Annotated in this window: 11 protein-coding genes and 1 riboswitch; of the genes, 7 read left to right on the forward strand and 4 right to left on the reverse strand. The window is 68.4% G+C overall.

Annotation, left to right across the window (positions count from 1 at the left end):
* Nucleotides 1–81: 81 nt before the first annotated feature.
* Nucleotides 82–1038: a LysR family transcriptional regulator gene (locus EGT29_RS03135; RefSeq protein WP_124687649.1), complete on the forward strand. Its 957-nt coding sequence runs from the start codon at nt 82–84 to the stop codon at nt 1036–1038.
* Here the strand turns inward: EGT29_RS03135 and EGT29_RS03140 are convergent.
* Entirely contained in the window at nt 1035–1517 is a 483-nt protein-coding gene (locus EGT29_RS03140; RefSeq protein WP_238160514.1) for a cupin domain-containing protein, read from the reverse strand. The genes EGT29_RS03135 and EGT29_RS03140 overlap by 4 nt on opposite strands.
* 192 nt (nt 1518–1709) lie before the next feature.
* On the reverse strand, nt 1710–2657 hold the full coding sequence (locus EGT29_RS03145) for a LysR family transcriptional regulator (protein ID WP_124687651.1): 948 nt from the start codon (nt 2655–2657) through the stop codon (nt 1710–1712).
* Between the two features lie 106 nt (nt 2658–2763).
* Between EGT29_RS03145 and EGT29_RS03150 the strand changes: the two genes are divergently transcribed.
* The 5 genes from EGT29_RS03150 (at nt 2764) to EGT29_RS03170 (ending at nt 8932) form a co-directional block, all read left to right on the forward strand.
* Nucleotides 2764–3315: a TRAP transporter small permease gene (locus tag EGT29_RS03150; protein WP_161567677.1), complete on the forward strand. Its 552-nt coding sequence runs from the start codon at nt 2764–2766 to the stop codon at nt 3313–3315.
* Nucleotides 3312–4589, forward strand: coding sequence for a TRAP transporter large permease (locus EGT29_RS03155; protein WP_124687653.1), 1278 nt, complete (start codon nt 3312–3314; stop codon nt 4587–4589). Before EGT29_RS03150 ends, EGT29_RS03155 begins: the two co-directional genes overlap by 4 nt.
* A gap of 38 nt (nt 4590–4627) precedes the next feature.
* Nucleotides 4628–5623, forward strand: a complete 996-nt coding sequence (locus EGT29_RS03160) for a TRAP transporter substrate-binding protein (RefSeq protein WP_124687654.1) — start codon at nt 4628–4630, stop codon at nt 5621–5623.
* Nucleotides 5624–5672: 49 nt separating this feature from the next.
* Nucleotides 5673–7145 carry an aldehyde dehydrogenase family protein gene (locus EGT29_RS03165; RefSeq protein ID WP_124687655.1) on the forward strand — a complete coding sequence of 491 codons (1473 nt, stop codon included), beginning with the start codon at nt 5673–5675 and terminating at the stop codon, nt 7143–7145.
* Nucleotides 7146–7252: 107 nt separating this feature from the next.
* Nucleotides 7253–8932, forward strand: a complete 1680-nt coding sequence (locus tag EGT29_RS03170; protein ID WP_124687656.1) for a GMC family oxidoreductase — start codon at nt 7253–7255, stop codon at nt 8930–8932.
* A 6-nt stretch (nt 8933–8938) separates the two neighbouring features.
* Here EGT29_RS03170 and EGT29_RS03175 read toward each other — a convergent pair whose 3' ends face one another.
* Entirely contained in the window at nt 8939–10231 is a 1293-nt protein-coding gene (locus EGT29_RS03175) for a D-amino acid dehydrogenase (protein ID WP_124687657.1), read from the reverse strand.
* A 47-nt stretch (nt 10232–10278) separates the two neighbouring features.
* Nucleotides 10279–10388: riboswitch (glycine riboswitch) on the reverse strand.
* 133 nt (nt 10389–10521) lie between these two features.
* Nucleotides 10522–11619, reverse strand: a complete 1098-nt coding sequence (locus EGT29_RS03180; RefSeq protein ID WP_124687658.1) for a helix-turn-helix transcriptional regulator — start codon at nt 11617–11619, stop codon at nt 10522–10524.
* Nucleotides 11620–11764: 145 nt separating this feature from the next.
* On the opposite strand from EGT29_RS03180, the gene EGT29_RS03185 reads away from it, so the two are divergent.
* A complete protein-coding gene (locus EGT29_RS03185; RefSeq protein WP_124687659.1) occupies nt 11765–12724 on the forward strand; it encodes an ATP-binding cassette domain-containing protein in 960 nt (319 codons plus the stop codon).
* Nucleotides 12725–12816 lie beyond the last annotated feature (92 nt).

Here is a 12816-nt window from a genome sequence, read left to right on the forward strand (position 1 = left end):
CCTCGCATGGTGGCGAGCCCATCGACAGACGTAAAGTTAATTGTTTAAATTCGAACCATTTGTTTGGTAAATGGATGCGCCATGCGCTTCAACAAGCTGGACCTGAACCTGCTGGTGGTGCTCGACGCCCTGCTGGCCACCCGCAGCGTGAGCCGCGCCGCCGAGCGCATCTTCCTGAGCCAGCCCGCGACCAGCCTGGCGCTGGGGCGGCTGCGCGAGTATTTCGACGACGAGCTGCTGGTGCCGGTGGGCAAGACCCTGGTGCCGACTCCGCTGGCCGAGCAACTGGTCAAGCCGGTGCGCGACGTGCTGCTGCAGATCCAGACCGTGACGCGCGCCCGGCCCACCTTCGATCCCGCCACGGCCACGCGCCGCTTCACGATCGAATCCTCGGACTACGTGATCACGGTGCTGCTGGCCGAAGTGGTGCGGCGCGCGGCCCGGCTGGCGCCGCTGATGCAGTTCGACCTGCGGGCGATCAGCCCCCAGACGCCCGAGCACCTGGACAGCGGCGGGATCGAGCTGCTGATCGCGCCGGAGTTCGCGGTGGTGGCGGGACACCCGGCCGAACCGCTGTTCGAGGATACGTTCTCCTGCCTGGTGTGCGAGGCGCATTTCGCGCCGGACTTCGATTTATCGAGCGAGGCGTATTTCGACGCGACGCATGTGGGCGTCGAATGGGGAGGCGGGCGGCGGATCACCTACGACGCGAAGATGCTGTCGCGGGGCCGGCGCGAGCGCCGCCAGGACGTGATCGCGCCCAACTTCACGCTGGTGCCGGAGCTGTTGGTCGGCACGCCGCGCATCGCGACCCTGCCGACCCGGCTGGCGCGCCACATGGCGGCGCGCTTTGCGCTGCGGGTGGTGCCTTGTCCGATTGCGATTCCCCGTTTCGCGGAGAATCTGCAATGGCATAAGTACCAGGAGCGGGATCCGGCCATCTCGTGGTTGCGGGGGTTGTTGCGGGCCACGGCCGCGGACTTGCCGCGCCTGGAGGTCCCGCCGCAGGCTCCGCCGCGGCGCCGGCGCGGAGCCTAGCGCTTGACCCGCGACAGCGGATCGTCCGGCTTGTAGGTCGGCGTCTGCGGCCTGGGCGAGCCCAGCATCACGCACATCAGCGCTTCTTCGTCGCCGATATTGACCTCGCCTCGGTAGACGCCGGGCGGGACCGAGATCAGGTCGCGTTCGCCGGCCTCGATCTCCCAGTATTCGCCTTCCTTCGATTCGCACATGATGCGGACCTTGCCGCGCAGCACGAAGAAGACTTCCTCGGTGTCCTCGTGCAGGTGCAGCGGGCCGACGTGGCCGGCGGGGATGATCATGGTCGAGAAGGTGAAATGCACCGCCGGCACGGTATTGGAATCGCTGGCGACGCCGGTAGCCCCGGTGCCGAGGTAGCGCATCTGCGCGCGGCCGTACTTGGGGTCGTGGTCGGCCTGGAACTTCAGGGCGTTCCAGTCGTACTTGCGGGTGGAGCGCTGGACACAGCGCGAATTCATCCAGTCGCCGAAGCTCATGCCCTCGGGGCGCCGGAGGGTGGGTTTGGCGGCATCGATCAAGGTGTCGACGGGATCGTTCATGGGGCAGCTCCTGCTTGCGGTATGGGGGAAACGGGAACTGCCAGTCTAGGAAGGATGGCAGGCCGAGGCCTTGATCTAGATCATGAATGTTTTATTAATAAACCGACGTCTTATATATAAAACAAATCATCACTCCATGGGATTGCCCTGGAAAGGCTTGAGACCAGGCGGCCGGGCTTTTTCGATATGCCGCTTCAGCGCCAGCTGGAACTCCGAGAATTCCTTGCCCTCGCGGCTGGCCAGATAGAGCGGCAGCGTGAGCGCGAGGCCGGGCGTGCGCACGCAGCGCAGTTCGCCACGAGCCAGGTCGCGTTCCACCGCCGTCTTGGAAAAGAAGCACACGCCCAGATCGCGCCGCACGGCTTCCTTTTGCGCTTCCGGATGGCCCAGGTTGAGCACGATGCGCCGCGATGGAATGCCGTTGGCGCGCAGTTGCCCTTCCTCCAGCTGCTGCATGACGGTGCTGTTCGCGGTGCTGATGAAGGGCAGGCGGGAAATGTCCTCGCGCCGCGCCTCATCGCCCACCCAGCGGCTGCCCGGAGCGCTGACCAGCAGCAGGTCCTCGTCCCACAGCGGGCGCACCGCCAGGCCATCCAGGTTCTGCGTGGGCGCGATGATGAGAACGGCGAAGTCGCAGGCGCCGGTGCGCGTGGCCTCCAGCGCCACCTGCGGGTTCGAGATCGACACATGGACCTGGCCGTCGGGGCGCAGCACCTGGAAGTCGCAGATCAACTGGCTCAACAGATAGGTGCCCACGCTCATGGACGAGCCGACCACCACCTGGCCCGGCGCGAGATCGGTCGAGCCGCCCAGTTCCCGCTCCAGTTCGCGCGTGCGGGTGACGACTTCCTGCGCCCATTTGTAGACGCGCTGGCCGGTGGCGGTCAGCGCGATGCCGCGGCCTTCGCGGCGGATCAGCGTGGTGCCCAGTTTTTCTTCCAGGCTGCGGATGTGCGAGGTGACGACCGGTTGGGTAACGAACAGGTAGTCCGCGGCGCGCGTCACGCTCTGCAATTCGGCCACGACGCAGAAGACTTCCAGCTTCTGCAAGGTGAGGTAGGGATCGAAGCGAGCCATGGAGATTCAATCCATAGTTGAACGGCTATGTAATAAGGTAAATATTTGAATTAGACGAATGGTTGGCGTCAACCTAGGATCTCTCCCCACAACGAGAGGAGACATCATGTCCAGTACCCAGCCCGGCGGCGCGCGGCGCATCCTGCGCGGCCTGGAGCGCGCCGCCACCAGCCTGGAGCGCGCCCTGGCCAGCGCGCTGCTGGCCGCGGTCGCGATCAACGTCGCCAACGTGGTGGCGCGCTACGTGTTCGGCCGTTCGATCACCGGCGCCGACGAACTGCAGGTCTACCTGATGGCCGCGCTGGCCTTCTTCGGTTCGGCGGTGGCGGCGGTGCGGGGACAGCATTTGCGCATGGATGTGCTGAACCGCTACTTCCCGGAGGAGCTGCGGCGCTTCCTGTCCACCTTCGAGGCGCTGGCGGCGGTGGCGCTGTGCGGCTTCGTCTGCTTCATCTCGTCGGAATACGCCTGGCGCATCTACCAGATCGGCAGCGTGAGCGAGAACGGCCACATCCCGATGTGGATCCCGCATTCGCTGGTGGCGGTGGCGTTCGCTGCCATGGTGGTCGTCGGCCTGTTCGACGTGGTGCTGCGCGTGGCCGGCGGCGGCCTGCGCCAGCCCGATCCGGTGGATGCCGCCGAGGAGGCGTTGTCATGAGTTTCGCGCTCGGTTTCCTGCCCCTGGGCCTGCTCCTGCTGGGCTTTCCCATTTTCCTCGTGCTGCTGGCGTCGGTCAGCGTGGCGCTGCTGTTCTTCATGGACGTGCCGCTCACGGCCTTGCACCAGAATCTCTTCGGCGCCATCGATGCCTATGCGCTGCTGGCGATTCCGTTCTTCATCTTCGCCGGCGAGCTGATGGGGCGGGGTTCGGTCGCGGACCGGCTGGTGAACTTCGTCAACGCCGGCGTGGGTTCGGTGCGCGGCAGCCTGGCGGTGACCACCGTCGGCTCCTCGGCGCTGTTCGGCGCGATCTCGGGTGTGAGCGCGGCCACCGTGGCCACCATCGGGCGCGTAATGCTGCCCGCGCTGCGGCGCAATGGCTATCCCGAGAAGTTCTCGGCGGGGCTGCTGACCGCCGTGGGCGCCATCGACATCATCATCCCGCCCAGCATCCCGATGATCGTCTACGGCGCGGCCGCGCAGCAGTCGGTTCCCCGGCTGTACGCGGCGGGCGTGCTGCCCGGGCTGCTGCTGGCCGGCATGCTTTGCGCCTACGTCATGTGGTATGCCCGCCGCCATCGTATCGGCGGCGGCGATCGCTTCTCGTGGGCGGCCTTCGGCCGCGCCGCGGCGCGCGGCCTGGGGGCGCTGGGCGCGCCCGTCATCATCCTGGGCGGCATCTACGGCGGCGTGTTCTCTCCCACCGAAGCCGCCGCGGTGGCCTGCCTGTACGCCATCGTCGTGGCGCGCTACTTCTACCGCGAATTGTCGTGGCGCGACATCCTGGCCAGCGCCGGCACGACGGCGGTGTTCACCGGGCAGATCCTGATCATCGTGGCCTGCGCCAACGTGTTCGGCTGGCTGCTGACGGTGCACCAGGTGCCCGCCGCGCTGGTGCAGTGGCTGACCGACCTGCACCTGCCGGGCTGGTCGCTGCTGTTGGCGATCAACGTGCTGCTGCTGGCGGTAGGCTGCTTCATCGATCCGCTGTCGGCCATCCTGCTGCTGTCGCCGCTGCTGATGCCGCTGGTCACCGCCATCGGCGTGGACCCGGTGCACTTCGGGATCATCATCACGGTGAACCTGTCCATCGGCCTGTTCCATCCGCCCTTCGGCATCAACATCTTCGTCGCGCAGAGCGTGCTCAAGCTGCCGCTGGAAAGCATCTACCGCGGCATCGTGCCGTTCGTCGTCATTTACCTGATCGCGCTGGGGCTGATCACCTACATCCCGGACATATCCCTCTGGGGCATGCGCTTGCTGTTGAACTGAAGGCCGTCCGCCGGCCACCCATCACTGGAGACATCACCATGAATCGCCGTCTATGCCTGGCGCATCTGGCCGGCCTGGGAGCGCTCGCGCTCCTGCCCACCGCCCGCGCGCAGAACCTGGTCATGAAGCTCACCACCACCACGTCCGACGACCTGGGCGTCGACTGGCTGAACGCCTACAAGGTCAACCTGGAGGCGGCCACGCAGAACAAGGTCAAGGGCCAGGTGTACCCGGCCAGCCAGCTCGGTACCGCGCAGCGCACGATCGAAGGCGTGAGCATGGGCACCGTCGAGATGGCGCTGAACGCCTCGGGCATGTACGAGGGCCTGGACGCGCGCTTCGGCGCGCTGGCCGTGCCCGGCGTGTTCGACAGCATCGATCATGGCATGAAGGTGCTGGCCGATCCCGAGGTCAAGGCTCGGCTTGCGTCCATCGCCTCGAAGAAGGGCGTCGAGGTGCTGACCACGCTCGTGCATTCCCAGTGCAGCATCGTCTCGCGCAAGCCCATCCGCAAGCTGTCGGACCTGGCCGGGCAGAAGATCCGCGTGCCCGGTTCCTCGATCCTGATCGCGCAACTGCGGCAACTGGGCGCCAATCCGGTGTCGATGTCGCTGGGCGAGGTGCTGCCCGCGTTCCAGAACGGCACGCTGGATGGCGTCTATTCCGGCACGCCCATTCCCTCGGCGCTGAAATACTTCGACGTCGCCAAGTCGCAGACGCTGCTGCCGTCCACCTACATCGCCATCGTCGGGCTGGCCAGCCCCACCTTCCTGAAATCGGCCGGTCCGCTGGAGCAGCCGCTGCGCCAGGCCGCGCGCAAGACCGATGTCGAGATCGGTCCGCGCGTGCACGCGCGCGTGGCCGAGGCCCGGGCGATCTGGGAGAAGGGCGGCGGCGAGATGATCGAGCTGCCGTCGGCCGACGCCAAGGCCTACCTGGACGCGGTGATTCCGGCCGCGATGAAGGAGTTGTCGGCCGATGCCCGCAAGGACTACGAAGCGCTGCGCGCCGCCGCTGTCCGTCTTCGGACTTGAGGCGAACGGCGCGATGAATACCCACATGCACTGATACACCGGAGACGCCATGCGCGCACACGAGATTCCCGCCGGCATCCTGCCGACCCACCGCCAGCTTTTCTATGGGGGAGCCTGGCACGAGCCCCTGGCCGGCGTCTACGCGCCGACCATCAATCCCGCGTATGACGAGCGGCTGGCCGATGCGCCGGTTGCCGATGCGCGCGACGTCGACGCCGCGGTGCGGGCGGCCCAGGACGCCTTTCCCGCCTGGGCCGCCACGCCGCCGATGGAGCGCGGCCGCATGCTGCGCCGGGCGGCGGACATCCTGCGGACCCATGCGCAGGAGCTGGCGCTGCTGGATGCGCTGAACAATGGCAATCCGGTGTCCATCCTGGCCAAGGACGCGGGCTTCGCGGCCGACAGCCTGGAGTATTTCGCCGGCCTGGCCACCGAGGTCAAGGGCGAGACCCTGCCCATGGGGCCCGGCTACCTCGACTACACCGTGCGCGAGCCGCTGGGCGTGGTGGCGCGCATCGTCGCCTACAACCATCCGCTGATGTTCGCCGCCATGCGCCTGGCCGCGCCGCTGGCGGCGGGCAACACGGTCGTGGTCAAGTCGCCCGACCAGGCGCCGCTGTCCATCATTCGCCTGGCCGAACTGATCGGCCACGTGTTCCCCAAGGGCGTGGTCAACTTCCTGTGCGGCAGCCGCGAATGCGGGCAGGCGCTGGCCGAGCACCCGCTGGTGCGCAAGATCACGCTGATCGGCGGTGTGCCCACGGGCAAGTCCGTCATGAAGACGGCGGCCGACGGATTGAAGCCGGTGCTGCTGGAGCTGGGCGGCAAGAATGCGCTGGTGGCCTATCCCGACGCGGACCTGGACAAGCTGGTGGACGGCATCGTGGGCGGCATGAACTTCACGTGGTCGGGCCAGAGCTGCGGCTCCACCAGCCGGGTGTTCCTGCATGAAAGCATCCACGACGAAGTCCTGGCGCGAGTGGCCGAACTGCTGCCCCGGCGGCACCGGCCGGGCATTCCGACGGACCCGGCCACGACCATGGGATCGCTGGTCAGCCGGGCGCAGCTCGAGAAGGTGCAAGGCTTCGTGCAGTCCGCGCTGGACGAAGGCGGCCGGCTGGTGGCCGGCGGCCGGCGGCCCGACGATCCCGCGCTGCGCGACGGTTTCTTCTTCGAGCCCACCATCTTCGCCGACATGCGGCCGGACATGAGGCTGGCGCGCGAGGAAGTGTTCGGTCCCATCATGTCGGTGTTCCGCTGGTCCGACGAGGACGCGATGTGGGCCGACGTCAACGCCGTGGACTTCGGCCTGACCGGTTCGATCTGGACCCGCGATCTCGAGACCGCGCACCGCGCGGCCCGCCGCATCCATACCGGCTATGTCTGGATCAACAACACCAGCCAGCACTTCATCGGCGCGCCGTTCGGCGGCGTGAAGCAGTCGGGCATCGGCCGCGAGGAGTGCTTCGAGGAACTCCTGGAGTTCACCTACACCAAGAACGTCAACCTGAAACTGAACTAGTCCCCCCCTACGCCCTTCGGGCGCCCCCAGGGGGCGGCGCTGGCGGACCGGCGGAGCCGGATCCGCGGCGCCCTGGATCGACATGCGCTGGCGGCTTGGAAAATGACATGAACAACTACGACTACATCATCGTGGGCGCGGGCTCCGCGGGGTGCACGCTGGCCTACCGGCTGGGTGCCGACCCGGCGCTGAAGATACTGGTGCTGGAGGCCGGCGGCCCCGACCGTTCGCCCGTGATCCGGATTCCGCTGACCTGGGGCCTGATCCTCAAGCACCGGATGTACGACTGGGGCTATTTCACCGAGCCCGAGCCCGGCATGGACGGCCGCCGCATCGAATGTGCGCGCGGCAAGGTGCTGGGCGGCTCGACCTCGATCAACGGCATGGCCTATGCGCGCGGCGCCCGCGAGGACTACGACCATTGGGCGCGCGGCCTGGGGCTGGAAGGGTGGTCCTATGACGACGTGCTGCCGTATTTCCGCCGCAGCGAGTCGTGGGAAGAAGGTGCCAGCGATCTGCGCGGCGGCGACGGCCCGCTGACGGTGACACGCCTGCACTACGAGGACCCGCTGGTGGACGCCTTCCTGTGCGCCACGGACCTGGCCGGCCATGGACGCAACGACGACTACAACGGCGCCAGCATCGAAGGCTTCGGCCCCATGCAGGCGACCATCCGCCGCGGCCGCCGCTGGAGCGCGGCGTCGGCCTACCTGAAGCCGGCGGTGGCGCGCGGCAACGTCACGGTGTGGACCGGCGCGTTGACCACGAAGGTGCTGATGGAGCAGGGCCGCGCCGTGGGCGTCGAAGTCCAGCGCGGCGGCCGCCGCGAGCAGGTGCGGTGCGAACGCGAAGTGCTGCTGGCGGGCGGCGTGATCAACTCGCCGCAGCTCTTGATGCTGTCGGGTATCGGCGACGCCTCGGAGCTGGGACGGCACGGCATCGCGACCCGGATCGACCTGCCCGGCGTGGGGCGCAATCTGCAGGACCATGTGGTGTGCGACGTCCGCTGGCGGCGCAAGGAAACGGGACCCCTGCACCGCGCGCTGCGGCTGGACCGCATCGGCTTCGACCTGCTGCGGACCTGGATGTTCGGCTCGGGCCTGTCCAGCAAGGTGCCCGCCGCGGCCGTGGGTTTGGTGCGCAGCCATCCCGAGCTGCCGCTGCCCGACCTGCAGTTGCTGCTGGCCGCCGCGCCCATGGACGCCGGCCCGCATTTCGGTCCGCTGCTCAAGCCCTACGTCGATGCGTTCGCCATCAAGGGGGTCTTCATCACGCCCGAGAGCCGGGGCAGTGTCTCGTTGGCGAGCGGCGATCCTACGGCCCCCGCCGTGATCCGCCAGAACTTCCTGTCCACCGATTACGACCGGCGCGCCGTGCGCCAGATGGTACGCATCATGCGGGCCATCGGCGAACAGCCGCCGCTCGCGCCGTTCCGGGCCGAGGAACTGGCGCCCGGTCCGCAGGCCACGAGCGATGCCGACATCGATGCCTTCATCCGGCGCACGGCCATCACCCTGCACCACCCGGTGGGCACCTGCCGGATGGGCAGCGATGCCGATCCCGACGCCGTGCTCGACGCGCAGTTGCGGGTGCGCGGCGTGGACGGCCTGCGCGTGGTGGATGGATCGGCCATGCCGCGCGTGGTGCGGGGGCCGACCAACGCCCCCATCATCATGATGGCGGAAAAGGCGGCGGACCATATCCTGGGCCGGCCGCCGCTGGCGCGCGACAGGCGCGGGGCGCCGGCGTCGCGCCCGTTCCCCGCGGGCGAAACCGTCCCGGCCTGACCCGCGTCAGGCCGCCGCCAGCCGGGGTGCCGGCTGCATCGCTTCGCGGCCGGTGAAGGCGAAGTCCACCTCGGGCTGGCGGCCGTCGATGATCTCGGCCACCGCGCGGCCCGAACCGCAGCCATGCGTCCAGCCCAGGGTGCCGTGGCCGGTGTTCAGGTACAGGCCGCGCACCTTCGAGGCGCCGATGTAGGGCACGTTGCCCGGCGTGGCCGGCCGCAGTCCGGCCCAGTACTGCGCCAGCTCAGGCCGGCTCATGCCGGGAAAGATCTCCAGCGTGCGCTTGACCAGCGCCTCGCAGCGCACGGGGTTCAGCGCCAGCCCGTAGCCGTTCAGTTCGGCGGTGCCGGCCACGCGCAGGCGGTCGCCCAGGCGCGAAAACACCAGCTTGTATTCGTCGTCGGTCAGGCTGACCTCGGGCGCCAGCGCGGGGTCGAGCACGGGCAGGGTGGCCGAATAGCCCTTGGCCGGATAGATGGACAAGGGGACGCCCGCCTGCCGCGCCAGTTGCGGGCTGAAGCTGCCCAGCGCCAGCACGTAGGCGTCGCCCGTCACGGTTTCATAGCCGCCGGTCTCGCTGGCGATCTCGATACCGGTCATGGCGCCCCCCTCGGTGCGCAGCGCCTGCACGCGCACGCCGTAGCGGAAGTTCACGCCGCGCTGCGCACACAGCTCGGCCAGGCGCGTGGTGAACAGGTGCACGTCGCCCGATTCGTCGGCGCTGGTGTAGGTGGCGCCCGCCAGGCGGGGGGCGATCTGCGCCAGCGCGGGCTCGAGGCGCACGACTTCGTCGCGGTCGATCACCTGCCGCTCGCAGCCCATCTCGCGCATGATGCGGGCCGGTTCGAGCGCGGCGTCGAACTCTTTCTGGCTGGTGTAGAAATGCAGGATGCCGCGTTGCAGGTGGTCGTAGCGGATGCCGATCTCGGCGCGCAGTTCCTGTAGGCTGGAGCGGCTGTAGGTCCCCAGGTTCAGGATCTGGATCATGTTGTGCCGCGATCGCGCCGAGGTGCATTCGCGCAGGAATTGCAGGCCCCATTTCCATTGGTCGGGATCGGCGCGCAGGCGGAACAGCAGGGGGGCGTCCTCGCGGCCCAGCCAGCGCAGCAGTTTCAGCGGCGCGGACGGGTTGGCCCAGGGTTCGGCGTGGCTGACGGAGATCTGGCCGCCGTTGCCGAAGCTGGTTTCGCGCGCGGCGCCCGCGTTGCGTTCCAGGACGACGACCTCGTGCCCGGCCTTGGCGAGATACCAGGCCGACGTGACGCCGGTGATGCCGGCGCCCATGACGATGACTTTCATTGCAGGCTCTCGGGAAAAAAACAGGGGCAAGCGGCAGATGTCTGCCGCTTGCCCCTACTGTCCTTTTGCCTGAGAGATTCGCGCGCGCCGGCCGGCGCCGCTTGCCCCTTCGGCGGCCGCGCCGGTTCAGGGCGCGACGCTCTCCAGTTGTTTGGTTGCCAGTCTCGTGACCTGAGCGTTTCAGGGGATACGCCTTCGGTAGAAGCGGCAAGCCGCTTCGTTCTCCTGGTGCGAAGCAGGATAGCATGGGCCTTGCGCCAGTGCCATCCCGGGTATCGCGCAGGCGCGCGTCAATGCCGCGCGAGCCGCAGCAACAGGCTTACCAGCTCGCCCTGGCGGTGCGTGCCGGTCTTCGTGAACAGCGCGCGCAGCTGCGTGCGCGCGGTGCTGAGCGCGATGCCGTGGCGTTCGGCGTATTCGGCCAGACTCAGCCCTTCCTGCAGCTTGGTTGCCAGGCGCGCCTCGGCCCGGCTGAACTGGAAAAGGTCGTTCACGCGGAGATTCTGTTGCTCGGGATCGACCACGCTGACCGCGACCAGCGGGCGTTGCAGCGGATTGTCGGGGTGGTCCTCGGACAGCGGCGTGACCACGACGTCCGGACCACCGGCGGTGGGCGGCGCGATGCGCGAGGCACGGCGCGATCCGGAATGTCCCGTGGCTTGCAGGATGGCCGTTTCGAGCCGGCTGGCGGCGGCATGGCGGGGGCGGATCTGGCCGTTGTGTTCGCACAGCGCGCCATCGGGCAGCGCGGCATGCCGTTGGGCCGCGGCATTGCGGTAGGCCACCCGCCGTCCTTCATCGAGCAGCCACAGCGGCGTGGGCAGGCTGTCCAGCACCTGGTCGCGCAGCGCCAGGCCGTCGCGCAGCCCGGTCAGCGTGTCGTACAGCGTGCCGGCGCGCTGCAGGTGCGGCGCGATGCGCGCCAGCAGGTCGTCCTGGCAGGGATCGGGCCGCACGCCGATGGCGGTCAGCAGCGCGACGTAGACGCAGGCGCCCTGGCCGTTCAGCCGGATCGAGGCGCGGTCGTCCATGCCCTGGACCCGCTGGAATTCCTGGTAGTAGGGGTGGTGGTCGAGCGTTTCGGCGGGCAGCTCGCGGCGGTCGTGGTTCCACCGCCCGTCGTCCGTTGCCGCGATCAGCTCGCGCATCGGGTCGATGGCGCCATAGTGGACGTTGTAGGCCTGGATGGCGGCGGGATCGCACCGAGCCGCCAGCGTGACGGTAGCCGCGGTTTCGCCGGGATGGTTGATGGCGATCGCGCCGAACTGCCTGCCGCTGGCGGCGGCCAACGCGTCGAGCAGCGCCGGCCATCGGGCGCTGTCCAGCACGCTTTCATAGCAGAGTCCGACGAGGGCGTCGTAGGTTTCCTGGGAGGGAGCAATGCCCATGGTAGTCATGTGGTTGAACGGGTGGTTACATCATGTTACGCAACATGCGAAGCGGGCAATCACTTTCATCGATCCGTCCACATCAGGAAAACCCTGCGCGCGGATGTCGCAGCCGGCGCGGGCGGGCTGCGGGTACTATCGGCGCATGACCACCAATTCGCTGCACGCGGGGGCCAGGCCCCTGGCATCCCCCGGACCCGCGCTGCGGGTCGAGCGGCTGGACAAGCGCTACGGCGGCCGCGCGATCGTGGACGCCTTGTCCTTCGAGATCGCGCGCGGCGAGTGCTATGGCTTGCTGGGGCCTAACGGCGCGGGCAAGACCACCACCCTGCGGTCGATCCTGGGCCTGACGCCGGTGGACGGCGGCTCGATCCGGCTGCTGGATTACCCGGTGCCGGCGCGGGCGCGCCAGGCCCGGGCGCGCATAGGCGTGGTGCCGCAGATCGACAATCTCGATCCCGATTTCACCGTCGAGGAAAACCTGCTCGTGTTCGGCCGCTATTTCGGCCTGGCCGACGGCGAGATCCGCCGCCGCATCCCCGGTCTGCTGGAATTCGCCTCGCTGGCCGCCAAGCGCACGGCGCGCATCAACGAGCTGTCGGGCGGCATGAAGCGGCGCCTGACGCTGGCGCGGGCGCTGGTCAACGATCCCGACCTGATCGTGATGGACGAACCCACGACCGGGCTGGACCCGCAGGCGCGCCACCTGATCTGGGAGCGCCTGAAGACGCTGCTGGCGCAGGGCAAGACCATTCTGCTGACCACGCATTTCATGGACGAGGCCGAGCGCCTGTGCGATCGGCTGGGCCTGCTGGACCGGGGCCGGATGATTGCCGAAGGGGCGCCCCAGGACCTGATCGCGCGTCATGTCGAACCCGAGGTGGTGGAGGTGTTCGGGGAAGGGGCCCGGGATTGGCTGGCGCGCCATCGCGCCGCCATGCCGGACCGCGTCGAGGTCAGCGGCGAGACGGTCTATTGTTATACGGCCGAACCGGATCGCGTGCTGGCGCTGCTGCGCGAGGGAGGCCGGGTGCGCTACCTGCACCGACCGGCCAATCTGGAAGACCTCTTTCTAAGGCTGGCCGGCCGCGATTTAAGAGAATGATAGGGCCCCCCGTACGCGCTGACGCGCGCCCCCCAGGGGGCGGCACTGGCGGACCGGCGGAGCCGGATCCGCTGTGCCCTGGATTGAGGGCT

The organism is Pigmentiphaga sp. H8, from assembly GCF_003854895.1.
Taxonomy (GTDB): domain Bacteria; phylum Pseudomonadota; class Gammaproteobacteria; order Burkholderiales; family Burkholderiaceae_B; genus Pigmentiphaga.